The organism is Actinoplanes sp. NPDC048791, from assembly GCF_040650095.1.
In the GTDB taxonomy this organism is placed as follows: Bacteria; Actinomycetota; Actinomycetes; order Mycobacteriales; family Micromonosporaceae; genus Actinoplanes.
In genome coordinates this window covers 1-22,448 of sequence record NZ_JBEZGQ010000024.1, presented here as the reverse complement: position 1 = coordinate 22,448, position 22,448 = coordinate 1, and the positions used below count along the sequence as shown (strand labels likewise).

The 22,448-nt window shown below is 71.8% G+C and carries 24 protein-coding genes, 2 pseudogenes and 1 riboswitch; of the genes and pseudogenes, 17 read left to right on the top strand and 9 right to left on the bottom strand.

The features are described 5' to 3' along the window. Positions 1 to 566 (bottom strand): annotated as a pseudogene (locus AB0C29_RS04065) (hypothetical protein); the annotation flags it as partial. On the opposite strand from AB0C29_RS04065, the gene AB0C29_RS04060 reads away from it, so the two are divergent. Continuing rightward, on the top strand, positions 559 to 1,104 hold the full coding sequence (locus AB0C29_RS04060) for a hypothetical protein (protein ID WP_360814803.1): 546 nt from the start codon (positions 559 to 561) through the stop codon (positions 1,102 to 1,104). The pseudogene AB0C29_RS04065 and the gene AB0C29_RS04060 overlap by 8 nt on opposite strands. A gap of 59 nt (positions 1,105 to 1,163) precedes the next feature. On the opposite strand, the gene AB0C29_RS04055 is transcribed toward AB0C29_RS04060, so the two are convergent. After that, positions 1,164 to 2,720 carry an NlpC/P60 family protein gene (locus tag AB0C29_RS04055; RefSeq protein WP_360814800.1) on the bottom strand — a complete coding sequence of 519 codons (1,557 nt, stop codon included), beginning with the start codon at positions 2,718 to 2,720 and terminating at the stop codon, positions 1,164 to 1,166. A gap of 288 nt (positions 2,721 to 3,008) precedes the next feature. Here AB0C29_RS04055 and mqnE point away from each other — a divergent pair, with 288 nt between their 5' ends. From mqnE to AB0C29_RS04010, 9 genes and pseudogenes are all read left to right on the top strand, one after another. Then, positions 3,009 to 4,178 carry an aminofutalosine synthase MqnE gene (mqnE, locus tag AB0C29_RS04050; protein ID WP_360814806.1) on the top strand — a complete coding sequence of 390 codons (1,170 nt, stop codon included), beginning with the start codon at positions 3,009 to 3,011 and terminating at the stop codon, positions 4,176 to 4,178. Between the two features lie 35 nt (positions 4,179 to 4,213). Continuing rightward, entirely contained in the window at positions 4,214 to 4,642 is a 429-nt protein-coding gene (locus tag AB0C29_RS04045) for a hypothetical protein (protein WP_360814797.1), read from the top strand. Between the two features lie 11 nt (positions 4,643 to 4,653). Next, the gene (locus AB0C29_RS04040; RefSeq protein ID WP_360814794.1) at positions 4,654 to 4,947 is read left to right on the top strand and encodes a DUF4229 domain-containing protein; all 294 of its coding nucleotides are present in this window, start codon (positions 4,654 to 4,656) and stop codon (positions 4,945 to 4,947) included. 222 nt (positions 4,948 to 5,169) lie between these two features. Continuing rightward, positions 5,170 to 6,468 (top strand): annotated as a pseudogene (locus tag AB0C29_RS04035) (M14 family metallopeptidase); the annotation flags it as partial. An 82-nt stretch (positions 6,469 to 6,550) separates the two neighbouring features. Continuing rightward, the gene (locus tag AB0C29_RS04030) at positions 6,551 to 6,871 is read left to right on the top strand and encodes a PadR family transcriptional regulator (RefSeq protein ID WP_360814791.1); all 321 of its coding nucleotides are present in this window, start codon (positions 6,551 to 6,553) and stop codon (positions 6,869 to 6,871) included. After that, positions 6,871 to 7,557, top strand: coding sequence for a signal peptidase I (gene lepB, locus AB0C29_RS04025; RefSeq protein WP_360814788.1), 687 nt, complete (start codon positions 6,871 to 6,873; stop codon positions 7,555 to 7,557). Before AB0C29_RS04030 ends, lepB begins: the two co-directional genes overlap by 1 nt. Positions 7,558 to 7,619: 62 nt before the next feature. Then, positions 7,620 to 7,686: riboswitch (cobalamin riboswitch) on the top strand. Between the two features lie 112 nt (positions 7,687 to 7,798). Continuing rightward, positions 7,799 to 8,716, top strand: a complete 918-nt coding sequence (locus tag AB0C29_RS04020; RefSeq protein ID WP_360814785.1) for an ABC transporter substrate-binding protein — start codon at positions 7,799 to 7,801, stop codon at positions 8,714 to 8,716. Positions 8,717 to 8,741: 25 nt separating this feature from the next. Next, positions 8,742 to 9,803, top strand: coding sequence for an iron ABC transporter permease (locus tag AB0C29_RS04015; RefSeq protein ID WP_360814782.1), 1,062 nt, complete (start codon positions 8,742 to 8,744; stop codon positions 9,801 to 9,803). Beyond that, entirely contained in the window at positions 9,800 to 10,564 is a 765-nt protein-coding gene (locus AB0C29_RS04010) for an ABC transporter ATP-binding protein (protein WP_360814779.1), read from the top strand. The genes AB0C29_RS04015 and AB0C29_RS04010 overlap by 4 nt, the downstream gene beginning before the upstream one ends. On the opposite strand, the gene AB0C29_RS04005 is transcribed toward AB0C29_RS04010, so the two are convergent. The 5 genes from AB0C29_RS04005 to AB0C29_RS03985 form a co-directional block, all read right to left on the bottom strand. Beyond that, a complete protein-coding gene (locus AB0C29_RS04005; protein ID WP_360814776.1) occupies positions 10,561 to 11,319 on the bottom strand; it encodes a VOC family protein in 759 nt (252 codons plus the stop codon). The two genes, AB0C29_RS04010 and AB0C29_RS04005, sit on opposite strands and share 4 nt — an antisense overlap. Before the next feature lie 80 nt (positions 11,320 to 11,399). Then, positions 11,400 to 12,140 carry an ABC transporter permease gene (locus AB0C29_RS04000; RefSeq protein ID WP_360550843.1) on the bottom strand — a complete coding sequence of 247 codons (741 nt, stop codon included), beginning with the start codon at positions 12,138 to 12,140 and terminating at the stop codon, positions 11,400 to 11,402. Positions 12,141 to 12,153: 13 nt separating this feature from the next. Further along, the gene (locus tag AB0C29_RS03995; RefSeq protein WP_360814773.1) at positions 12,154 to 13,020 is read right to left on the bottom strand and encodes an ABC transporter ATP-binding protein; all 867 of its coding nucleotides are present in this window, start codon (positions 13,018 to 13,020) and stop codon (positions 12,154 to 12,156) included. Next, positions 13,017 to 13,343: a transcriptional regulator gene (locus AB0C29_RS03990; protein ID WP_360550847.1), complete on the bottom strand. Its 327-nt coding sequence runs from the start codon at positions 13,341 to 13,343 to the stop codon at positions 13,017 to 13,019. The genes AB0C29_RS03995 and AB0C29_RS03990 overlap by 4 nt, the downstream gene beginning before the upstream one ends. Then, the gene (locus AB0C29_RS03985) at positions 13,340 to 13,975 is read right to left on the bottom strand and encodes a transporter (RefSeq protein ID WP_360814770.1); all 636 of its coding nucleotides are present in this window, start codon (positions 13,973 to 13,975) and stop codon (positions 13,340 to 13,342) included. Before AB0C29_RS03985 ends, AB0C29_RS03990 begins: the two co-directional genes overlap by 4 nt. Before the next feature lie 71 nt (positions 13,976 to 14,046). Here AB0C29_RS03985 and AB0C29_RS03980 point away from each other — a divergent pair, with 71 nt between their 5' ends. Beyond that, positions 14,047 to 14,469 (top strand): GNAT family N-acetyltransferase, encoded by a 423-nt coding sequence (locus AB0C29_RS03980; protein ID WP_360550851.1) that lies wholly within the window; start codon positions 14,047 to 14,049, stop codon positions 14,467 to 14,469. Here AB0C29_RS03980 and AB0C29_RS03975 read toward each other — a convergent pair. Then, positions 14,456 to 16,474, bottom strand: coding sequence for an AAA family ATPase (locus AB0C29_RS03975; RefSeq protein ID WP_360814767.1), 2,019 nt, complete (start codon positions 16,472 to 16,474; stop codon positions 14,456 to 14,458). The two genes, AB0C29_RS03980 and AB0C29_RS03975, sit on opposite strands and share 14 nt — an antisense overlap. Before the next feature lie 193 nt (positions 16,475 to 16,667). Between AB0C29_RS03975 and AB0C29_RS03970 the strand changes: the two genes are divergently transcribed. The 6 genes from AB0C29_RS03970 to AB0C29_RS03945 all read left to right on the top strand — a co-directional run bounded on the left by AB0C29_RS03970 (position 16,668) and on the right by AB0C29_RS03945 (position 21,748). After that, a complete protein-coding gene (locus AB0C29_RS03970) occupies positions 16,668 to 17,138 on the top strand; it encodes a helix-turn-helix domain-containing protein (RefSeq protein WP_360814764.1) in 471 nt (156 codons plus the stop codon). A gap of 83 nt (positions 17,139 to 17,221) precedes the next feature. After that, positions 17,222 to 17,401, top strand: a complete 180-nt coding sequence (locus AB0C29_RS03965; protein WP_360814761.1) for a hypothetical protein — start codon at positions 17,222 to 17,224, stop codon at positions 17,399 to 17,401. A gap of 47 nt (positions 17,402 to 17,448) precedes the next feature. Next, the gene (locus AB0C29_RS03960; RefSeq protein ID WP_360814758.1) at positions 17,449 to 18,021 is read left to right on the top strand and encodes a helix-turn-helix domain-containing protein; all 573 of its coding nucleotides are present in this window, start codon (positions 17,449 to 17,451) and stop codon (positions 18,019 to 18,021) included. A gap of 39 nt (positions 18,022 to 18,060) precedes the next feature. Further along, on the top strand, positions 18,061 to 19,311 hold the full coding sequence (locus AB0C29_RS03955; RefSeq protein WP_360814755.1) for an MFS transporter: 1,251 nt from the start codon (positions 18,061 to 18,063) through the stop codon (positions 19,309 to 19,311). After that, positions 19,308 to 20,159 carry a menaquinone biosynthesis protein gene (locus tag AB0C29_RS03950; RefSeq protein WP_360550863.1) on the top strand — a complete coding sequence of 284 codons (852 nt, stop codon included), beginning with the start codon at positions 19,308 to 19,310 and terminating at the stop codon, positions 20,157 to 20,159. Before AB0C29_RS03955 ends, AB0C29_RS03950 begins: the two co-directional genes overlap by 4 nt. A gap of 56 nt (positions 20,160 to 20,215) precedes the next feature. Next, the gene (locus tag AB0C29_RS03945) at positions 20,216 to 21,748 is read left to right on the top strand and encodes a hypothetical protein (protein ID WP_360814753.1); all 1,533 of its coding nucleotides are present in this window, start codon (positions 20,216 to 20,218) and stop codon (positions 21,746 to 21,748) included. Positions 21,749 to 21,772: 24 nt separating this feature from the next. On the opposite strand, the gene AB0C29_RS03940 is transcribed toward AB0C29_RS03945, so the two are convergent. Beyond that, the coding region (locus AB0C29_RS03940) for an alpha-hydroxy acid oxidase (RefSeq protein WP_360814750.1) at positions 21,773 to 22,448 on the bottom strand (676 nt) is incomplete at its 5' end.

The following is a 22,448-nucleotide window of genomic DNA, read 5'->3' as shown; positions in this document are numbered from 1 at the left end:
AGAGCGGGGTCCGGGCGGGAGGGGTCAGGTCCGGAGGGGTCCGGGCTGGACGGGGCCGGGCTCGACAGGGCCGGGCTGGCGGGGGCCGCGTCGGGCCCATCCGTGCCGGGGGCTGTGCTCTGCGGCTTCGTGGCGGGCTTGTCGGCGGTGGCGGAGCGGCCGGTGGTGCCCGAGGTGGGCTGGCGGGGGCGGTCGCCGACGCTCATCCAGCTGACCGCGCCTGCTTTATCCCCGCTGGCCTTCTCTGCGCCATCCTCGGGCGACGCGACCTTGTCGGAAATATCCGGCTTGGAAGCGGCGTCCGACTTCGCGCCGGCGCTCTGCTTGTCGATCGTGCTCGGCTGAGCGGCGGCGTTCGGTGTACCGGAGTCGTCCTTGGCGCCGTCGGTGCTGGGCTTGTCCGCGGTACGGCCGTAGATCTTGGCCTGCCCGCTGGGCCAGGTGGTGGCCCGGGCGCCGGCGGGGTCGATGGCGCCGGGCACGGTGGCGCGTGCCGCGTTGGCGCTCGGCGCGACCGACACGGGCCGCGTGGCGCCGCCCAGGCCGCTGGCAGAGCTGGTGGACACGGCGGCAGAGCCCGACCCGGCCGGAGAGCCACTGGAGCTCGGCGCGGTCGACGAGCCGGCCGAAGCCGACGAACCGGCCGAGCCGCTCGGGCTGCCGGAAACAGAGGCGGAGCCGGAAACAGGGGCAGAGCCGGAAACGGAGGCGGAGCCGGAAACCGAAGCCCGCCCACTGCTAGGACCACTGACCGGAGCCGCACTGACCGGAGCCGCACTGACCGGCGCGGACGCCGAGGCCCGAGCGCTCGACGCACCGCCCGAGGACGGCGACTTCGACGCGTCAGTACCGGACGCCGGGGCCCACAGCGCGCCCGGTGCCGGCGGCGGGGGCAGCTCGTACCCCTGCTCGCTCTTCGGCCCGGCGCTGCTCGCGGGCGGCCGCGCAGCGGGCGGCGTCCTGCCGTCGCTGTCCGGTTTCGCCTGCTGCTCGTCCATGGGTCCTCCCGATCGCCGTCACCCGCGTGCCGACGCCACGTGCCGGACGCCGGGCAGACCGATTGCCGGGCGCTTGGTAACTACCGTGCCACATCAGCGCTCATGAGCGCACCCGGCGTCGGCCCGTCGCCGCTTGAAGATCATGACTGGCGGGGGCCGGGTGCGCTAGGAGCCGGACGACTTCGACGCTTCGCCGGTGGTGGACGCGGCGGAGGTCGACTTGGTCGCCGCGGGGCTGTCGGCCTTCGTCGGTGAGTTCTCCGCCGAGCCCTCGGGTGATGCCGGCTTGTCCTCCGACGGGGTCGTGGTGACCGGCGCGGCCGTGGTGGGCGGTGTGGTCGCCGGCTCCTCGGTCGTCGGGGTCGCCGCCGGAGTGGTCGGCTTGGTCGACGGGGTCGTGGGCTTGGTCGACGGGGTGGTCGGCTTGGTCGACGGCGTCGTGGGCTTGGTCGACGGCGTGGTCGGCTTCGTCGTCGGCGGTTTGGTCGTGGGCTTGGTGGTCGGCTTCGGGTTGTGGTCGCTCGGCTTCTCCGGGTCCGGCGAGCCCAGGTTGGGGCCCTGCACGGTGCCTTCGATGGAGCCGTAGATGCGGGTCGCGCCGAAGAGGCGGGTCCAGCGGACCGGGACGAGGCGCACGTTGAGGCCCGTGCGCGGCGCCTCGACCATCATGCCGTTGCCCGCGTACATCGCGACGTGGTGGATCTGCTGCCAGCTGCTCGACGAGCTGAAGAAGAGCAGGTCGCCCGGGAGCAGGGAGTAGCGGTCGACGACGCGTTCGCGGGTCTGGAAGTACTGGTCGCGGGACACCCGGGTCAGCTTGAAGTCGCCGGCGCCCGGGGAGCGGTAGGCGGCCCACATCAGGCCGGAGCAGTCGTACTCGTCCGGGCCTTCCTCGGACCACACGTACGGGTCGCCGCGCTGGGCCAGGGCGAAGCGCAGTGCCGCCATGGCCCGCGGGTCGGCGCCGCGGCCGGCGTTCTCCCCGGCCAGGTAGCCGGCGCCGGCCTGGGCGTCCTGGGCTGCCTGGGCGCTGTCCGCCGCGGCGATGGCGGCCGCGTTGTCCTGCTCGAGCTTCTGCTGGGCGGCCGACTTCTTGTCGACGTCTTTCTGCAGCTTGTCGCGGTCGGCCGTGAACGTGGTGAGCCGCGTCTGCGCGGCCTGCTGCTCGGTGAGCGCCGCGTTGTAGATGGTCTCGGCGATGGTGAGCTGGCGGCTGGCGGCCTGCTGGGTCGCGGAGTCGCCGCGGTTGATCCGGGCCAGCGAGTCGAGGTCCGACAGGCCGGAGCCGATCGAGCCGGGCGGCAGGGCGGCCGCGTCCCGGACCGCGGCAGCCGCGGCGTTGGCGACCTCGGTGCGGGCCTGGGACACCGCGGCGGAGGACTGGGTCACCTTCTGGTCCGCGGCGGCGGCCTGCTGGGTCGTGAGGTCGACCTCGTCCTTGGCCTTGGTGAGCCGCTCGCCGAGGGCTGCGAGCTCGGTACGGCCCTTCTCGATCTTCTGCATCACCGGCGTCAGGGCCACGCCGGGGGTGGTGATCGGTGCCGTCGTGGTCGGTGTCGTGGGCACCTGCTGGCCGGGCAGCACGAGCGAGCCCTGGGCCAGGGGCCGGGAACCGGCGTCGGGAACGGCGGGCGCCGGCGGTGCGGCCGGCGGGGCGGCGGAGGCGGGCAGCGGGTTGAACAGAGCGGCGATGGCGGCGGCAGTCGCGGCGGAGTAAGCCAACGGACGCCACCATGGGCGTATCCGTAGCGTTCGTCCGCTTCCGTACTGCCGGCTCATCGACATGCGCTCCCCATCCGCGGCCGTCGCCCACCACCCGCATGGCGTCCCTCTAAAGGTCATACCCCAACCAAGGCACCGATGTCGATTGATTGGACATGACAGGACGCTGTGAATCGTAAGTCCGACGACGTGATCCGCGCCGCCCCGAAGCCGCCGGACGTCGATCCGCGGAAACAAGGACGTACGCTCGACCACGAGTTGACGGTGAAGGGGGCGGACATGCCGCAGATGGACGTGGGGCTGAAGCGCGAGCTGGAGGCCAAGGTCTACGCGGGTGAGCGGCTGACCCGCGAGGACGGCGTCGCGCTCTACGAGTCCGACGATCTCGCCTGGCTCGGCCGGCTGGCCCACCACAAGCGCACCGAGCTCAACGGCGACCGGGTGATGTTCAACGTCAACCGGCACCTCAACCTCACCAACGTCTGTTCCGCCAGCTGCGCGTACTGCTCCTTCCAGCGCAAGCCGGGCGAGAAGGACGCGTACACGATGCGCATCGACGAGGCCGTGCGCAAGGCCAAGGAGATGGAGGGCGAGGGGCTCACCGAGCTGCACATCGTCAACGGCCTGCACCCCACGCTGCCCTGGCGGTACTACCCCAAGGTGCTGCGCGAGCTGAAGGCGGCGCTGCCCGGCGTCAAGCTCAAATGCTTCACGGCCACCGAGGTCCAGTGGTTCGAGAAGATCAGCGGCCTGCCCGCCAGCGAGATCCTCGACGAGCTGATGGACGCCGGCCTCGAGTCCCTCACCGGCGGCGGTGCGGAGATCTTCGACTGGGAGATCCGCCAGCACATCGTCGACCACAACTGCCACTGGGAGGACTGGTCCCGGATCCACCGGCTGGCCCACGAAAAGGGCATGAAGACCCCGGCGACCATGCTGTACGGCCACATCGAGGAACCGCGGCACCGGGTCGACCACGTGATGCGCCTGCGCGAGCTGCAGGACGAGACCGGCGGTTTCGCCGTCTTCATCCCGCTGCGCTACCAGCACGACTTCGTCGACTCGGCGGACGGCAAGATCCGCAACCGGATCCAGGCGCAGACCACGATGGCGGCGCCGGCCGAGTCGCTGCGCACGTTCGCGGTGTCCCGGCTGATGTTCGACAACGTGCCGCACCTGAAGAACTTCTGGGTCATGCACGGCCTGTCGGTGGCCCAGCTGTCGCTGAACTTCGGCGCCGACGACCTGGACGGCTCGGTGGTCGAATACAAGATCACCCACGACGCCGACTCGTACGGCACACCGACCACGATGCACCGTGACGACCTGCTGAACATCATCTGGGACGCGGGTTTCCAGCCGGTCGAGCGCAACACCCGCTACGAGATCGTCCGCGAGTACGACCGTCCGGTGTCGCTGGCCGAGCGCCGCAGCGAGCCGCAGCAGGTCTGGGCGTAGCGGCGGGACCCTCCCGGCGTACCCTCGTTGTTGTCATGGCCGAAACCAAGAGTGAGCGCCGCCCGCGTCGCGACGCCGACGGACGCCTGGTGACCGTCGGTGATCTGCTGGGTGTCGCCCTCGCCGGCTGGGTCACCGGGATCGTCGTGCTGCTCCTCTTCGAGGGCGTCATGTCGCTGGCCCGGGCCTTCGACTTCGGCTCGTCCAGCGGCTGGCTCGCACTGATCCTGCCGGTGTGGCTGTTCACCGAGGAGTTTCGCGCGGCCGGCTACGGCGCGTACCGGATCGTGGTGGCGGCCCTCGCGGCCGGCTTCGGCGTCGCGGTCGGCATGACCCTCGCCGGCCTGGCCGCCGCGACGTTCCCGCCGCTGGTCAGCGGCGCGGCGGGTGCGCTCGGCCTGACGGTGGTCTACTGCCTGGTCTGGTTCTACGGCCTGCGGTGGCTCAGCCACCGTGCGGGCTGACAGGAGTCGTCATGAGTCCCGCCGTCAAGTACACGCTCGGCCGCCTGGGCCTGTTCGTGGTCGTCTTCGCGCTGCTGCTGCCGGTCCCGCTGGCCTTCCTGGTCAAGGCCATGATCGCGTTGCTGGCGTCGGCCGGGTTCTCCTACTTCCTGCTGGCGAAGTGGCGCAACGAGATGGCCGAGCAGCTCGGCACGGTGGCCGAGCGCCGCCAGGCCGAGAAGGCCCGGTTGCGCGCGGCCCTGGCCGGCGACGAGGCGGCAGCGGCCGCCGGCGACCGCGCGACACCATCCACTCAGGAAGATTGAGGGACAGCCGCGGCCAACGGCGACAGCAAGGCCTGAGGTCGGCGATTTCCGCTGATCGGGCACCCCGCGTGGTCGGTGTGCGCGACAGTGATGCGGTCATCATGTCGACGTAGGGGGCACATTGGCATGGTCTCGCGGCGCTCGATTCCATTGCCAAATGTCGATGCCGGGTGGTGCAGTGACGGGGCCCGAACCCCCTCTGACACCCCCCGGAGGTCGTTCATGAGACGACGACGCGTCACCGGCCTGGTCGCCGCGGTCACCGCCGGCCTGGCCCTGATCGCCGCTTCCCCCGCCATCGCGCCGGCCGCCACCGCGGTCCCGCGCGCGGCGGACACCGCGGCCCCGTACGAGGTCTACGACGTGCGCACGCTCGCCCAGCGCAATGCCATCGCGGGCACCGGCGCGGCGATCGACGGCATGGAGCACTCGATCGTCGAGATCACCGCCACCGGTCGCGAGGTCAAGGCGCTGCGGGCGCTCGGCTTCACGGTCAAGCCCGCCGCGACCGCGGTGCCCGGCGGTGACGTGTCCACCTTCGACTTCCCGTCCCGCGACGCGGCTTACCACAACTACGCCGAGATGGTCGCCGAGGTGAACGCCATCGTGGCGCGGTACCCGGCCATCGCCAGCAAGCGGGTGCTGGGCAAGACCTATGAGGGCCGCGACATCGTGGCGGTCAAGCTGTCCGACAACGTCGGCACCGACGAGGCCGAGCCCGAGGTGCTGTACGACGCCAACCACCACGCCCGTGAGCACCTCACCGTGGAGATGGCGATCTACCTGCTGCACCTGTACGCGGACAACTACGCGAGCGACACCCGGATCCGTAACGTGGTGAACAGCCGCGAGATCTGGATCGTCCCGTCGGTCAACCCGGACGGCGCCGAGTACGACGTCGCCACCGGCAGCTACCGCTCATGGCGCAAGAACCGCCAGCCGAACTCCGGTTCCTCGTACGTCGGCACGGACCTGAACCGCAACTACGGCTACCGCTGGGGCTGCTGCGGCGGCTCGTCCGGCAGCACGTCCTCGGACACGTACCGGGGCCCGGCGGCGTTCTCGGCGCCCGAGACGAAGGTGATCCGCGACTTCGTCAACAGCCGGGTCGTCGGCGGCGTGCAGCAGATCAAGGCCGCGATGGACTTCCACACGTACTCGGAGCTGGTGCTGTGGCCGTTCGGGCACACCACCGCCAACACCGGTACGGGGATGAGCGTGGACCAGAACAACACGTTCGCGACGCTGGGCCGGCAGATGGCGGCGACCAACCGGTACACCCCGCAGCAGTCGAGTGATCTCTACATCACCGACGGGGACTCGCTGGACTGGCTCTGGGGCACGCACAAGATCTTCGCGTACACCTTCGAGCTGTACCCGACCAGTTCGTCGGCCGGCGGCTTCTACCCGCCCGCCAGCGTGATCACCCGGGAGACCAGCCGCAACAAGGAGGCCGCGTTGCTGCTGGCCGAGGCGGCGGACTGCCCGTACAAGGTGATCGGTAAGCAGTCCACGTACTGCTGATCGGATGTGGCCGGCCACCTGCCCAGCTCTAGGGCTGGGCAGGTAGCCGGAGTAAGTCTAGTTATGTAGACTTTCCGCCATGCCCCGACCTCCCCACGCCTCGCCGCAGACGCTGCGGCTCTTCGAGGCGCTGCTCGCCGAGCCGGCCCGCTGGCGCTACGGCTACGACCTGAGCCGCGAGACCGGGCTCGCGTCCGGCACCCTCTACCCGATCCTGATGCGGCTCTCCGCCCAGCAGCTGCTCGACACCGGCTGGGAGGCCTCCGACGAGCCCGGCCGGCCGCCGCGGCACACCTACCGGCTGACCACCGACGGCATCGTCCTGGCCCGGGAACGCCTGGCCGCCGCGGCGCGCAAGAAGCCCGGCCCGGCTGCGGCCTTCGTGCCGAGGAAAGCGTGATGCGCCGGGCGGCGCGGGCGGTCCTGGTCGCGGCGGTGCGGGGGCGCCGGGCCCGGGGCGGTCCGTGGGGCGAGGCGGCCCTGGCCGAGTTCGACCAGACGACCGGCGGCTGGGAGGCAGTGCGCTGGGCCGCGGGCGGCCTGCGCGCGGTGTGGCACGAGCGCCGGGCGAGGATCAAGACCCTGCCCAGAGGGGTACGCCTCCAGCGCGCAGCCGTATCAGCGATCGTCCTGATGGTGCCCGTGGCGGTCGTCGTCAACCAGTTCGTGCTCACCCCCCGGTACATGCCGAGCGGCTCGATGGAGCCGACCGTACGGGTCCAGGACCGTTTTGTGGTCGACAAGGTGAGCTTCCGGCTGACCGGCATCCGGCACGGCGACATCGTCGAGTTCGACAGCCCGTTGCGGCCGGGCGCACCCATGCTCAAGCGCGTGATCGGCCTGCCCGGCGACACCATCGAATGCCGGGCCGGCCGCGTGTACCGGGACGGCACCGCCCTCGACGAGCCCTACCTGGAGAGTGCCGCCAGCACGGGCGACTGCGGCGCACCGGTGACCGTCCCGGCCGGCGAGCTGTTCGTGCTCGGTGATCACCGGCTGGTCTCCCAGGACTCGCGCCAGCTGGGCACGATCCCGCAGGACGCCGTGGACGGCCGCCTCCTGGCCCGGATCTGGCCGCTGAGCTGACGGGTCTGTTCGTCCGGCCGCCGGTGCCTGGGCTAGTTTCGACAGGACCGCGTCACAGCGAAGCCGGTGGGATTCCGGCGCTGTCCCGCAACTGTGAGCCCTCGCCCGCGCGGCGTGGGTGAAGCCAGGTCGCCTGGGCGCCGGTCGCGATTCAGCGCTCCCGGGGAGGGGCGCCTCGCGGACCGGGCTCTGCTCCTCCGGTCGGCGAAGCACCGCAGCCTCGGCCGACAGGAGGACCAGAATGAGACGACTTGTGACGGCCGCGATCGCGGTCACCGCCCTGCTGCTCGCCGGCTGCGGCGGTGGTGCCGAGGACGAGGGGAAACCGGCCGCCTCGAGCGCCGCCTTCCCGGTCACGGTCGGGTCGGTGACCCTGACCGAGCGGCCAGCCCGGATCGTCTCGCTCGCCCCGACCGCGACCGAGATGCTCTTCGCCATCGGCGCCGGCCCGCAGGTGGTGGCGGTTGACGACCAGTCGACCTATCCGGCCGAGGCGCCCCGCACCGACCTGTCCGGCTTCAAGCCGAACACCGAGGCGATCGCCGCGCGGAACCCCGACCTGGTGGTGGTCTCCGACGACCTGGAGAAGATCGTCGACCAGCTGGGCAAGCTCAAGATCCCGGTGCTGCTCGCCCCGGCGGCCAAGGTGATCGACGACTCCTACCGGCAGATCGACCAGCTCGGCGCGCTGACCGGGCACCGGGACGAGTCGGCCGCGCTGGTGCAGCGGATGCGGACGGAGATCGACAAGATCGTCAAAGAGGTGCCGCCCCGGAAGGATCCGCTCAGCTACTACTACGAGATCGACCAGACGTTCTACTCCGCGACCTCCAAGACCTTCATCGGCTCGCTGCTCGCGCCGTTCGGGCTCACCAACGTCGCGGACGCCGCCGATCCCGACGGCAGCAAGAACGGCTATCCGCAGCTCTCCCCGGAGGCGCTCGTCGCAGCCGACCCGGACCTGATCTTCCTGGCCGACACCAAGTGCTGCGGCCAGTCCGCGGCGACGGTGCAGCAGCGCAAGGGCTGGTCGCAGATCACCGCGGTGCGGCAGGGCCGGATCGTGGCCCTGGACGACGACGTCGCGTCGCGGTGGGGTCCGCGCGTGGTCGACCTGGTCCGGGCCGTCGCCGATGCGGTGGCCAAGGTCCCCGCGTGACCGGCATGCGGAAGGTGGGCAGCGCGTGACCGATTTGCCGCGGCCGGCCGGCCTGCGGCCCGGCTGGCTGGCCGGCGGGGTGCTCGCGGTGCTGGTCGCCCTGGTCGCCGGAGTGGCCTTCGGGCCGGTCGCGCTGCCGCCGGCCGGGGTCGCGGCCGCGTTGCTCGACTTGATTCCAGGGGTACGGATCCACAGCGGCCTGAGCCTGCGCGAGACGGCGATCGTCACCGAGCTCCGCCTGCCCCGGGTCGTCCTGGGCCTGCTCGTCGGCGCCCTGCTCGCCCTGGCCGGAGCCGCGTACCAGGGCGTCTTCCGCAACCCGCTGGCCGATCCGCACCTGCTCGGGGTCGCGGCCGGCGCCGGGCTCGGGGTGACGGTGGTCATCGCGTTCCGGCCGGCAGCCGGTGATGCCACCGCGGATCTGCCGATCGGGGTCCCGCTCGCCGCCTTCGTGGGTGCCACCGTCGCCGTCGCCCTGACCTGGGTGCTCGGCGGCGCCGGCGGCCGGTCGCGGACTCCGGCCACGCTCATTCTCTCCGGCGTGGCCGTGTCGGCGTTCCTGGCGGCGGCCCAGACGTTCCTGCTGCAACGGCACATCGAGGCGCTGCGCGAGGTCTACTCCTGGCTGCTCGGCCGGCTGGCCACCGCGGGCTGGCACGACGTGTTGCTGGTGCTGCCGTACGCGGCGATCACCGCCGCGATCGTGCTGTCCCAGCGCCGTGAGCTGGACGTGCTGACCGTCGGCGACGAGGAGGCGACCAGCCTGGGCCTGCACCCGCAGCGCAGCCGCTACCTGCTGATCGCAGCCGCCTCGCTGGGCACGGCGGCCGCGGTGTCGGTGTCGGGGCTGATCGGTTTCGTGGGGATCATCGTGCCGCACACCCTGCGGTTGCTGGCCGGACCGAGCTACCGGTCGATCCTGCCGCTGTCGGTGCTGTTCGGCGGTGCGTTCCTGGCCCTGACCGATCTGGTCGCGCGGACGGTGGCCAGCCCGGCCGAGATCCCGATCGGCGTGGTGACCGCGTTTCTGGGTGCACCGTTCTTCGCGCTGGTGCTGCGCCGCAGCGGTGTCGGCGGGGTCTCATGATCAGCGTGCGGGACCTGCGGGTCCGGCTGGGCGGCTCGGTCATCGTCGACGGCGTCGATCTGGACGTGGCCGCGGGGGAGTGGGTCACGATCATCGGCCCGAACGGCGCGGGCAAGTCCACGGTCCTGCGGGCCGTCGGCGGTCTGCTGCCGTTCAGTGGCTCTATCGGCCTGGGTGGCACCCCGCTGGACCGGCTGCCCCGGCGCGAACGGGCCCGGACCGTGGCCACCGTGGCGCAGTCGCCCGTGGTGCCGCCGGGCATGCTGGTCCTCGACTACGTGCTGCTCGGCCGCACGCCCTACATCCCGGCGCTGGGCCGGGAGTCCGCGTCCGATCTGGCCGCTGTCGAGGAGGTGCTGACCGCGCTCGACCTGGACCGGCTGCGCACCCGAAGGCTCGACACCCTCTCCGGCGGCGAACGGCAGCGGGTCTTCCTGGCCCGCGCGCTCGCCCAGGGCGCCCGCATCCTGCTGCTGGACGAGCCGACCAGCGCGCTCGACATCGGTCACCAGCAGGAGGTGCTCGAACTGATCGACCGGCTGCGCGGCGAACGCCACCTCACGGTGCTGGCCACGATGCACGACCTGTCGATCGCGGGCGAGTACGCGGACCGGATGGTGCTGCTGGCCGGCGGCCGGGTGGTGGCGGCCGGAACCGCGTGGGAGGTGCTCACCGAGGAACTGCTGGCCCGGCACTACCGCGTACGCGTCAAGGTCATCGACGGCGGGCAGGGACCGCTCGTGGTGCCGGTCCGCGGTTAGGCGCTCTGCAGGATCGAGAACGTGCCGCCCTGCGGGTCGTCCACCACCGCGTACCGGCCGATCGGCAGGGTGGTCGGCGGGTGCACGATCCGGCCGCCCAGCGACTGCGCGTACGCGGCCGAGTCGTCACAGTCGGCCACCGCGAAGTAGATCATCCAATGTGGCGGCAGGTCGTCGGGCCACCGGTCGCCGTCCATCGCCTGCATGCCCGCGATCTGCCGGCCCTCGTGTTCCCACACGATGTAGTCCATGCCGCTCACCGAGCTCTCCCGGGCCACCCAGCCGAAGACCGAGCCGTAGAACGCGGCCGAGCCCTCCAGGTCCCGGGTGGTCAGCTCGTTCCAGGTCAGCGCGCCGGGCACGTCGAAGATGTCGGCACCGCGCATCGTGCCCGCCTGCCAGACGCTGAACGGTGCGCCGGCCTGGTCCAGGAACGCGGCCATCCGGCCCTGGTACATGACGTCGAACGGCGCCACCAGCACCTTTCCGCCGGCCGCCTCGACCCGGGCCGCGATCTCGTCCGCGTCGTCGGTGGCCACGTACGTGCTCCAGGCGGTCGGCTGGCCCTCGCCGTAGAGCGGGCCGGCGCCGGCGGTGGCCCGGCCGTCGAGCCGGAAGGTGGTGTATCCGCCGTACTCCTCGCCCGACACCTCGGCCTCCCAGCCGAACAGCGAGGTGTAGAAGCGGATCGCGTCCGCGAGGTCGGCGGTACCCAGGTCGACCCAGTTCGGTACACCGGGGGTCGGTGGGTTCATGCCTGCTCCTCGGGGTTACGGCGGACGACAGATGGATCGTTACACCGCGATGCGAGGTACGGGGCCGCTCAGTCGGAAGTTCAACTGAACCGCCGACCTTCGTCGCGTCGATAGGCCCATACGGCCACCCCAGCCAGGGCGGCTGTCCAAGCGATCAAGGCGGCGATCGATGCCCACTGCACCGGGAAGTCGCCGACGGCCGCCCACATCAGCCGCACCGCGGCCCCGGTGGGCAGGTACGGAGCGATGGTCTCGACGAACCCCGGCGCGCTGCCGGGCGCGGTCATCAGGCCACCGCCGAACGCCAGCGGGAAGAACAGCACCTGGGCCAGCACGATCGCGGCCTTGGCCGGCAGCGAGTAGCCGATGGCCAGCCCCATCAGCGTGAAAGGCACCGCGATCACGGCCACCACGGCCACCGCCGTGAGGAAACCGGTCAGGGTGATCGTCGCCTCGGTCGCCACCGCCGCGATGACCACGACCGGCACCAGCGAGGCGCCCATCAGCACCAGCCCGGCCAGGATGCGGCCGGCGAAACGCGGGGCGGCGCCGGCCGGCAGGGTCCGCGAGTACGGGTCCCAGGGCTGGGCCCGGTCCTCCGCCACGCCGATGCCGTACTGGAAGAGATTGCTGGTCATGACCACGAAGGTGACCATCGACGCGGTCGCGTAGGTGGCGTACACCGGGTCGTCGCCGACGAACGGCACCACGAAGAAGATCATCGAGGCGGCCGGGAAGAACGCGCTGCCGATGAGCGCCATCGGGATCCGGAACGTCTCGATGAGCTGGAAACGGGCGTGGGTCAGGGCGAGGGATGTCATCCGAACCTCCGGTTCAGGCCGAGGTGAGAGTGAGGAACGCTTCTTCCAGCGACGTGGGGCGTACCTCCAGCTCGGTGAAGGGCACGTCGCGGGCGACAAGGTCGCGGACCAGCCGGTCGGCGTCGCCGGTGAGCAGGTGGGTGCGGTCGCCGTCGCGTTCGGTGCCGACCACCCCGGGCAGCTCGGGCAGCGGTACGGGCACAGTCAGGCTGACCCGGCGGATAGCGACGAGGCCGCGTACCGCCGCGACGGTGTCGTCGGCCAGCACCCGGCCGCCTCCGATCACCACCACCCGCTGGGCCAGGGCCTCGATCTCCTCCAGGTAGTGACTGGTCAGCACGACCGTGCCGCCGTCGGCGTGGAACGCCCGGATGCCGTCCCACAGGCTGTGCCGGGCCTCCACGTCCAGCCCAGTGGTCGGCTCGTCGAGGAACACGATCCGGGGCCGGCCCACGAACGCCAGCGCCACCGCGACCCGTCGTTTCTGCCCGCCGGACAGGCCGCCGGTCTGCCGCTTGGCCAGGTCGGTCAGCCCGAACCGGTCGAGCAGCTCGGCCCGGCCCAGCGGGTCGGGGAAGTGGGAGCGGACGAAGTCGACGACCTCACCGACGCGCAGAGCGCCGGGCAGCCCGGTCTCCTGCGGGGTCACGCCCAGCGCCCGCCGGCTCGCCGGGTCGCGCGGGTCGCCGCCGCACAGCTCCACCGTGCCGGAGGTGGGCCGGCGCACCCCGGTGAGGAGGCTGACCAGGGTGCTCTTGCCGGCGCCGTTGGGCCCGAGCAGGCCGACGAGCTCACCGGCGGGCACGTCGAGGTCGATCCGGTCGAGGGCGAGCACGTCGCCGTAGCGGCGGCTGACGCCGAGGGCACGGGCGAGGATCACAACTCCTCCTGCAGGTTGGCGGTGCCGTTGAGCAGCGCGTGCAGCGCCGCGGTGTAGTCCTCGAAGGCGACCCGGCCGCGCCCGGTGAGGCGGACCAGCGTCGTGGGTGTCCGGCCCTGGTGGGTCTTGGTGACCTCGACGTAGCCGGCGTCCTCGAGCTTGCGCAGGTGCACGGAGAGGTTGCCGGCGGTCATCCGCAGGATGTCCTGCAGCCGCGGGAAGGCGATCCGGTCGGCCTCGCGGAGGGTGGACAGGGCGGAGACGACGCGCAGCCGGGCCTGGGCGTGGATCACCGGGTCCAGCTCGGGCAGGTCGGCGCTCACCGCGGCATCCGCAGCCAGGAGATGAGCCCGGCGACGAGCATCCCGCCGCCGCCGAACACGGCGACGATCAGCGCGTGCCAGCCGGGCCCGATGATGACGCCGGCCACGTTGATGACGCTGATCGAGAGGCCGAGGACGTAGAGGACCCGGTCGTTCCACAGCGCGCCGCCGGCCATGTGCAGGGCGCCGGTGAGGGCGACCATCGCGCCGGCCCACAGCAGGTTGGCGTCGGGCACGGGCAGCAGGTCGCTGATCCGGCTGAACAGGACGGCCATGCCGATGAAGGCGACCGACCAGGTGAAGCCGTACATCGCGCCCTGGCGAGAGGAAGGGCCGCTGACCTGCCGGCTGGCCCGGGCACCGACGAAGCCGGTGGTGATGCCGGCGAGCGTGATGAGGCCGAGCAGCACGGTCAGGGGCACCCAGTCCGGCATGTCCACATAGACCCGCTCGTCGGGGCCGAAGCGCAGGAAGAACACGCCGAAGCCGATCAGCCAGGCCAGGCCCCACGGCCAGAGCAGCAGGCGGGGATCCGGCGTGAGCCGGCGGGCGGTGGTGGCCCGCTCCCGCGCGATCAGGCGCAGCGATTCGGCGGGGTCGGCCGGCGGGAGTTCGTCATCTCTGGCGTCCATGCAAAGAACTTTACCGCATAAAGTCAAAGAGCTTTGTGCCATAAACCTGACGGCTCGCTTAGCATCGCGCGGTGAGCCATCTCGTACTGCGGGCCGCCGACTCCCGCGAGCTGGGGGAGGTGCTGACGTTCTGGGCGACGGCGGCCGAGAACGCCAGTCGCCCACCGGACACCCCGGGTGCCCTGGCGGCGCTGCACCTGCGGGACCCGGACGCGCTCATCGTGGCCGTCGAGGGGGACCGGATCGTCGGCACGATCATCGCCGGCTGGGACGGCTGGCGATGCCACCTGTACCGCCTCGCGGTCGACCCGCAACGCCGCCGCAACGGCATCGGGCGGGCCCTGATCGAGGCGGCGGAGAACCGCATCCGGGCGCTGGGCGGCACCCGGATCGACGCGATGGTGCTCGATGACAACCCGGGCGCCCACGCCATCTGGGCCGCCCGGGGCTATCACCGCCAGCCGGACTGGTCCCGCTGGATCAAGCCGCTCTGAGCGGTCCGGGCAGCGGCTCGGCGTGCACCACGGACAGCCGGGACACCGCGCGGGTCAGGACCACGTAGAGCCGGTGCAGGCCGCGGGGCTCGGCCGCCACGATCTGGGCCGGTTCCACGACGACCACATGGTCGTACTCCAGGCCCTTGACGATCGTGGCCGGCACGACCGTGAAGCGCGCCTCGGAGTCGACGTCGTCCGGCGTCGCGGCCGGCAGGCCCGCCGCCGCGAGATGCGCACGCAGCCGGTCCACCGCCGCGTCGGCCGCGATGACCGCGACCGAACCCTCGTGCTCCAGCGCCGCGGTCACCTCGACCAGCATCGCGGCATCCACCTCGGCCGCCGACGGCACGCCGACGACGGAAAGATCACCGTCGCGGCGCAGCGAGACGGCCTCCGGCACGTCCACCCCGAGGGCCGGCAGCAGGCGGTTGGCCAGGGCCACAACCGCAGCGGGTACGCGGAAACCGATCGTCAGCGGCACCACCACGGCGTCCGGCTTACCGAGATGCCGCAACGTGTCCCGCCAATCGGCGGCGGCCCACGGCGCGGTGCCCTGAGCCAGGTCGCCGAGCAGCGTGATCGAGCCGTGCTCACTGCGCCGGGCGATCGCCCGCGCCTGCATCGGCGACAGGTCCTGAGCCTCGTCGACCACCACGTGCCCGAAGCTCTGCTCACGCTCCAGCAGCCCGGCGGCCTCGTCGATCAGCACCAGATCGGCGGCGCTGAACTTGGCCGCCTTCACCGTGCGCGGCGCCTTGGGCCAGAGCAGCAGCTCCTGCTCCGCCTCGGTGAGGATGCCCTCGGCCGCGGCGGCCAGCAGCTCGGCGTCACTGAGCAGCGCCACGACCAGCCCCTCGGGGGTCAGCGCGGGCCAGGCGTTGTCCAGGAAGTCGCGTACCGGTGGGATCTTGCCCATCCGGCGCAGCCAGCCCTCGTTCGGTGAGTTCCCGGTGCGGTACTCCGACTGACGTTGCAGCAGCGCGACGACCCGGGCCCGGACCCGCTCCCGGCCGACCGCGTACGGCAGCTCCTCCCGGCGCGCCTCGTCCACGATCTGCCGCAGCGGTCCCGGATCGATCCGCCAGCGGTACGAGCCGTCCGACACCATGATCGGCTCCACCGGTTTGGCCAGCCGGCTCCACAACGCCCTGCGCAGGACGGTGGCCAGCCGCGGATCGTGCTTGAGCAGGGCGGTGGCTTCGGCGTCGTGGCCGCGTACCGGTGCCCGCGCGATCAGGTCGTCGACCGTGGCCTGCTGCACCTCGACCTCACCGAGCGCCGGGAGCACCGCCGAGATGTAGGACAGGAACGCGGTGTTGGGGCCGACGATCAGCACCCCGGAGCGACGCAAGCGCTCCCGGTGCACATAGAGCAGGTACGCGGCCCGGTGCAGCCCGACCGCCGTCTTACCGGTGCCGGGCGCGCCCTGCACACAGATGGAATCCTCCAGCTCGGCGCGGACCAGCTCGTCCTGCTCGGGCTGGATGGTGGCGACGATGTCCCGCATCGGCCCGACGCGCGGCCGCTCGATCTCGGCGGTCAGGATCCGGCTCTTGGTGCCCAGCTCCTCGCCCCGGTCCAGGTGCTCGTCCTCGAAGCTGGTCAGCTCCCCCTTGACGAAACCGAACCGGCGCCGGGTGGCGACACCCTGCGGATCACGCACGCTGGCCCGGTAGAACGACTGGGACAGCGGCGCCCGCCAGTCCAGCACCATCGGCTCACCGGAATCATCGGTGACGTGCCGGCGCCCGATGTGGTAATCCGTCTGCTCGATGTCCAGCTTGCCGAAGAAGAGCGGAGTGTCGGGATCATCGGCCAGCTCGGCCACCCGGCGCGACAGGGTCCGCCCGAGCGTCTCAGCGCTGTAGGCGTCCCCGGCGACGTCAGCGCCGGAAGCGAACAGGGACTCGGCCCGCCCCCGCATCCGCCCCAGCGCGGCGCGGGACTGGCTGAGATGCCGGCGTTCGGAAATGAGTTCGTTGTCGAGTTCGGATGCGGGCACGCTGATTCCTATCGCGGTAGCTCGCTGCTCGCTCGCGTATCCGGCAACGGGTGGCCGTCGTCCGGCGCGGAGACGTCCGCTGCGGTGTCGACTCACCGCGGCCGTCAAGCGGCCAGTCACGATACGCAACCCCGCCGGCCGGGGCCACCGATTTTCGCCTTTCGTTTTTTTCGTTTAGCGGTAAGCTCGTCCCATGACCGGCGTCCTGCGCGAACGGACCGTGCTGCCCCCTGAAGACCCTGCCGATATGGCCCGCTTCGCTCGAGGTCTGGCCGCGGTGACGGCACCAACGCGAGCTCGGCTGGTCGGCCCGGACGGCACGGAGATCGAGATCCCGGACGACCTGTACGGCATCCTGCGGGACGTGGTGGGAGCGCTGTCCCAGGGGATGGCGATCTCCATCGCCCCCCACAACACGATGCTGACCACCCAGGAAGCGGCCGACCTGCTCAACATCTCGCGGCCGACCCTGGTCCGCCTCCTGACGGACGGCGACATCTCGTACACCATGCGCGGCAGGCACCGTCGGGTGATGCTCCGCGACGTCCTCGCCTACCAGGAGCGCATGCGAACCGAACGCCGTGAAGCGCTGGACCGGATGGCGTCAGAGGGGGAGGAGGCAGGACTGTACGAGTCCACCGCCACCCCGAGATCGACCCGGTAAGGAACCGCACAAGTGCCGTTCTGGTCACCTTCAACGTCAAGGACTTCCCGGAGGCGGCGCTCAAGCCGTACGACATCGTCGCCGTGCATCCGGATGAGTTCCTGCTCGACCAGCTGGATCTGTATCCGGGTTTGACGTTGGCGGTCCTGCGCCAGCAGGCCGCCTCATACCGGCGTGAGCCGACCAGCGTGCCCGGCGTGCTGGTGCTGCTTGAGCGCACCGGCGTGCCGCGTTTCGCTGCCGAATTGCGCCGGCATCTCTGATCGCCCGGGTGCGTCGGTGCCGCGGGTGACGCGGGATCATGGGTGGCATGGCTGACGGGCAACCCACCACACGGATCACCGACCCGAAGGTGATGCGGGCTCTCGCGCACCCGGCCCGGATCGCGATCATCGAGCATCTCGGCAGCACCGGCGCGGTCGTCACCGCCACCGAGTGTGCCGGGCTGGTCGGACTGTCGCCCAGTGCGACCAGTTATCACCTGCGTGAGCTGGCCAAGTACGGGCTCGTGGAGCAGGCGCCGAGTCGTGGGGACGGCCGGGAACGGGTCTGGCGCAGCACCACGTCGGGGCTCAACGTCGACGGTGACCTCAATGAGCCGGAGACCCGGGCCAGTCAGCGGGCACTGGTCGATGTCTACCTGAACCGTGACTTCGCCCGGTTGCGGGAGTGGGTCGCGCGGGCGCACGAGGAGCCGAAGACCTGGCAGGACGCGAGCGCGTTGATGAGTCCGATGCTGCTGCTCAACGCCGAGGAGTTGGCTGAGGTCAACCGGCAGGTCAAGGAGGTGCTGGCGCCGTACCGGCGGCGGGAGCGGATCGCGGACGCGCCCGCGGACGCGCGGCCGGTCGCTGTGCACTACGCCGTCTTCCCGGTGGAGTAGCCCTTGTGCTGAGCAGATGTGAAGGATTATTTTCGAAGTATGTCCTTCACATCTGACGGTTCGCGCTGGAGTGACGTCTACCTCGCCGCCGGCGCCCGCGGTGTCAGCGCCTGTGGTGACTTTCTTGCGGCCACCGCCCTTGCGCTCGCGTTGCAGCAGGCCGGGGCGGGTGGGGTGGCCGTCTCGGGGCTGCTGCTCGCCGCCGCCCTGCCGCTGGCGGTGCTGGCCCCGGTGACCGGCCGGATCGCCGACCGGGTGGACAGCCGCAAGCTGCTGATCGTGGCCGGGATCGGGCAGGCCGCGGTGTGCACGGCGCTGGCCTTCGCCGAGCACTCGTTGGTGATCATTGCGCTGGTCGCGGTGCTGGCGAGCGGGCTCGCGGTCACCCAACCCACGCTCGCGGCGCTGCTACCGGCGATGGTCCGGCGTGAGGACCTGGCCAAGGCGAGCGGGATCAACCAGACGGCGGGACTGATCGGCATGCTGATCGCGCCCGCGCTGGCCGGGGTGCTGGTGGGGCAGTTCGGCGTACGGGTGCCGCTGCTGCTGGACGCCGTCTCGTACCTGTCGCTGGTGGTGGCCGGGCTGCTCATCCGTACCCGGAGAGCGCCCGCGGCCCGGCCCGGCGCGGCCGTGCCCGTCTCCTGGCGGCTGCGCGACGACAGGTTGGTCGCCGTGATGGTCGGGGCGATCGCGGCCGTCGTGGCCGGCGTGGGCGCCATCAACGTCATCGAGGTGTTCTTCATCCGGGCGACGCTCGGCGCTTCCACCACGGTGTTCGGCCTGGTCAGTGGCACCTGGACCGCCGGGATGCTGGCCGGCGCCCTGCTGTTCGGCCGGCTCGGCCGGCGCTGGACCCAGCCCGGACGGCTGGTGCGGATCTCGCTGCTGCTGGCCGGGGCCACCTGCGCCGCCGTGCTGGCCGGGGCCGGCGTCTGGCACGCGCTGCTGCTGGTGCCCCTCTGGTTCGCCGGTGGCCTCTGCAACGGCGGCATCAACGTCTTCACCAGCGTGGTCATGGCCCAACGGGTGCCGGCCGCCGCCCGCGGACGGGCGTTCGCCGCGATGGGCGCCGCCGTTCAGGGCGCCGGCATGGTGGGTTACCTGGTCGGTGGGCCGCTCGTCGACCACTTCGCGCCGCGGCCGCTGGTCGCCGCGGCCGGCCTCGCCGGGCTGGTCGCGGTGGCCGTCTGCCTACCCGTCGTCCGCCGGGCCGAACGTGAGATAGGTCCCTCGCCGCAGGTGGAGCCCCGGCATGCGCAACCCGCCGGAGATAGCGTCGGACCATGAGCGACGTAGTCCGGCGACCCCGGGTAGGCCACATCCAGTTCCTCAACTGTCTGCCGATCTACTGGGGCCTCATGCGCTCGGGCGCGCTGCTCGACGTCGACCTGCACAAGGACACCCCGGACCGGCTCAACGCCGCCCTGGTCGCCGGCGACCTGGACATCGGCCCGATCTCGCTGGTCGAATATCTGCGCAACGCCGACGACCTGCTGCTGCTGCCGAACCTCGCGGTCGGCAGCGACGGGCCGGTGCTGTCGGTCAACCTGGTCTCCACCCGGCCGCCCGCCGAGCTGGACGGCCGCCCGGTCGCGCTCGGCTCGACCTCGCGGACCGGCGTGCTGTTGGCCCAGATGCTGCTGGCCGAGCAGTACGGCGCCGAGCCCGAATACTTCCGCTGCCCCCCGGAGCTCAACCAGATGCTGCTGGAGGCCGACGCGGCGGTGCTGATCGGCGACCCGGCCCTGCGCGCCATGTACGAGGCCCCGGAGCTCGGCCTGCAGGTCATCGACCTGGCGCAGGCGTGGAAGGAGTGGACCGGCCTGCCGATGGTCTTCGCCGTCTGGGCGGTCCGCAAGGAGTTCGCCGCCGCCCACCCGGGTGTGGTCAAGGAGGTGCACGAGGCGTTCCAGCGCTCACGCGATCTGTGCCTCGGTGAGCTGGACGAGGTGGCCGAGGCCGCGGCGCGCTGGGAGCCGTTCGACGCCGCGACGCTGGCCACGTACTTCCGGGCCCTGGACTTCTCGCTGGGTGAGCGGCAGGTGGCCGGGGTGCGCGAGTTCGCCCGCCGGGCCGCCGCCCGCGGCGAGGCACCGGCCCTGCCGGCCGACGGGCCGATCTTCGCCCAGGTATAGACCACTTTGCTCCACAGGGGGTAGCGCCGCGTCGGTCCGCAGTGGAGCATTGACCGGTGGCCACACGACCGAACAATCTCGCGATCCGCCTCGCGCTGCCCCTTGCCATGATCGGGCTGACCGCCGTCGGCGCGGCCACCCCGGCACGCGCCGAGGCCGCGGCCGAACAGCCGACGATCGAGATCTCGGCGCCCGAGCGGGTGGTCACCACGAGCGGCGCCACCAAGACCGTGCCGTTCGAGGTCGTCAACGCGGGCGAGACCGCGGCGACCGGCCTGACCCTCGACTTCGCCCTCACCGGCACCGCGATCGACCCGCGCCTCGGCTTCAAGCCCGGGCCGGGCTGCACCGCGACCGGGTGCACGATCGGCGACCTCGCGCCGGGCGCCCGCAAGGCCTTCTCGCTCACGGTGACGCCCACCGCCGCGCTGCCCACGACCGGGGCCGCCATCGGCCTCGTGGTCCACGACGCCGGGGGCGCGTGGAAAGAGTCGACCACCGTCACGGTGGTGCGCGAAGCGGCCGGCGTCGACCTCGAGACCGCCCGCATCCCGGACATCGAGCTGGCCGCGGGCAAGTCGGCCGTGCTGCCGATCTCGGTCCGCAACAACGGCGACAAGGCCGCCGAGGGTGTCGCCCTCGCGCTGGCCGGGCCGCGCTACATCTCGTACCCGAACAACTACAGCAACTGCGTCAAGGTCAAGGACCTGCCCGGCGTCGTCTGCGTCTTCGACCTGACCCTCGCGCCGGGCTCGACCTTCGGCATGTCGCCGACGACCCCGCTCACCGTCGCGGCCGACGTGGCTGCCCCCGGCCCGGCGAGTTACACCGCCGGCGTGGCGGCCCTGGGCCTCGACGACGACGAAGCCGGCCTCGCCGCGGCGACCAAGGCGGCCCGGAAGCCGGGCGCCAAGCTGCAGCTGGTGCCGGCCGCGCGGAGCCTCGCGGCGGGTCAGCGCGAGCTGAACGAATGGGACAACGCGACCTCGTTCCAGGTGAAGGTCCCGCTCAACCCGGCCGACAGCTTGGCCATCGGCGACAACTTCGAGGGCAAGATCGGCGACACCCGTACGGTGAAGGTCGGCTTCCGCAACGACGGCCCGGCCACCGTGCTCGGTCGCACGACGTCGTGGATCCACGCGGCCAAAGTGCGCATCCCGTCCGGCCTGGCCCTGACCAAGGTGGACAAGCACTGCGTCCCGAACGGCGACGGCGACCCCAGCTGGGACCAGCCCGGCCAGGTCAGCGGCCACGACTACCTGTGCGTGGCGAGCAAGCCGCTGGCCAAGGGGGAGCAGCAGCTGTTCTCGTTCACCGCCAAGATCGAGGACGGCGAGAACGAGGACGAGGGCTCGATCACGGTCGATGGTGGCGTGCAGGACCAGAAGACGACCAACAACGTGGCCAAGATCGAAGTCAAGCTGACCACGGGTGGCTCGGGCAGTGGTTCGGGTGGATCCGGTGGTGGATCCGGCGGTGGGCTGCCCATCACGGGTGCGCCGGCGGGGCGGATCGCCGGCGCGGGGATGCTCCTGGTGTTGACGGGTGCGATGGCGCTGGTGCTGACCCGCCGTCGCCGGCCGGTCTGATCCTGCTCCGGATCGGCCGTTTGGTCAGGGCCGGGTGATCACGTCGGCGTCGATGTCCCTGATGGTCGATAGGCCGGCCTGCGCCATCGTCCGGGCCAGGTCGGTGCGGTAGTAGTCCAGGCAGTCGCGGACGCCGTCCGCGCCGCCGGTGGCCAGGGCCCACAGCACCGGGCGGCCGATGAGCACCGCCTGCGCACCCAGCGCCAGCGCCGTCAGCACGTCGCCGCCGTCCCGGATGCCGCCGTCCACCAGCACCGGCACCCGGCCCGCGACCGCCTCGACAACCGGGCCGAGCGCCCGCGCGGTGGCGACCACCCGGTCCAGCTGCCGGCCGCCGTGATTGGACACGATCACCCCGGCCGCGCCCGCGTCGGCACAAGCGATCGCGTCCCGGGCCCCGAGCACACCCTTGACCAGCACCGGCCGGCCGGAGATCGCCGCCAGCCAGCCGATCGCGCCGGCGTCGAGAGCCGGATCCTGCTCCCGGTCCACCGGCCGGGTCGCCGGGGACAGCGCACCGGCCTGCGGCACCGACCGCGGGTGCACAAACGGGGCATCAGCGGTCAGTACGATCGCGCCCGCCCCGGCGGCGACGGCTGCGCGTACCTGTTGCTCGGTGATGTCCCGGTCGCGCAGCACGTAGGCCTGGAACCACCCGGGCCCGGCCAGCGGGATTTCGGCCGGCGGCCGGCCCGCCCGC

Bases quoted from the DNA above. Each gene is read 5' to 3' on its own strand.
- AB0C29_RS04000 (WP_360550843.1), bottom strand. From the start codon at position 12,140: ATGACATCCCTCGCCCTGACCCACGCCCGTTTCCAGCTCATCGAGACG.
- AB0C29_RS04010 (WP_360814779.1), top strand. From the start codon at position 9,800: ATGATCAGCGTGCGGGACCTGCGGGTCCGGCTGGGCGGCTCGGTCATC.
- AB0C29_RS04030 (WP_360814791.1), top strand. From the start codon at position 6,551: ATGCCCCGACCTCCCCACGCCTCGCCGCAGACGCTGCGGCTCTTCGAG.
- mqnE (WP_360814806.1), top strand. From the start codon at position 3,009: ATGGACGTGGGGCTGAAGCGCGAGCTGGAGGCCAAGGTCTACGCGGGT.
- AB0C29_RS04020 (WP_360814785.1), top strand. From the start codon at position 7,799: ATGAGACGACTTGTGACGGCCGCGATCGCGGTCACCGCCCTGCTGCTC.
- AB0C29_RS04005 (WP_360814776.1), bottom strand. From the start codon at position 11,319: ATGAACCCACCGACCCCCGGTGTACCGAACTGGGTCGACCTGGGTACC.
- AB0C29_RS03950 (WP_360550863.1), top strand. From the start codon at position 19,308: ATGAGCGACGTAGTCCGGCGACCCCGGGTAGGCCACATCCAGTTCCTC.
- AB0C29_RS04040 (WP_360814794.1), top strand. From the start codon at position 4,654: ATGAGTCCCGCCGTCAAGTACACGCTCGGCCGCCTGGGCCTGTTCGTG.
- lepB (WP_360814788.1), top strand. From the start codon at position 6,871: ATGCGCCGGGCGGCGCGGGCGGTCCTGGTCGCGGCGGTGCGGGGGCGC.
- AB0C29_RS04045 (WP_360814797.1), top strand. From the start codon at position 4,214: ATGGCCGAAACCAAGAGTGAGCGCCGCCCGCGTCGCGACGCCGACGGA.
- AB0C29_RS03970 (WP_360814764.1), top strand. From the start codon at position 16,668: ATGACCGGCGTCCTGCGCGAACGGACCGTGCTGCCCCCTGAAGACCCT.
- AB0C29_RS03960 (WP_360814758.1), top strand. From the start codon at position 17,449: ATGGCTGACGGGCAACCCACCACACGGATCACCGACCCGAAGGTGATG.
- AB0C29_RS03985 (WP_360814770.1), bottom strand. From the start codon at position 13,975: ATGGACGCCAGAGATGACGAACTCCCGCCGGCCGACCCCGCCGAATCG.
- AB0C29_RS03955 (WP_360814755.1), top strand. From the start codon at position 18,061: ATGTCCTTCACATCTGACGGTTCGCGCTGGAGTGACGTCTACCTCGCC.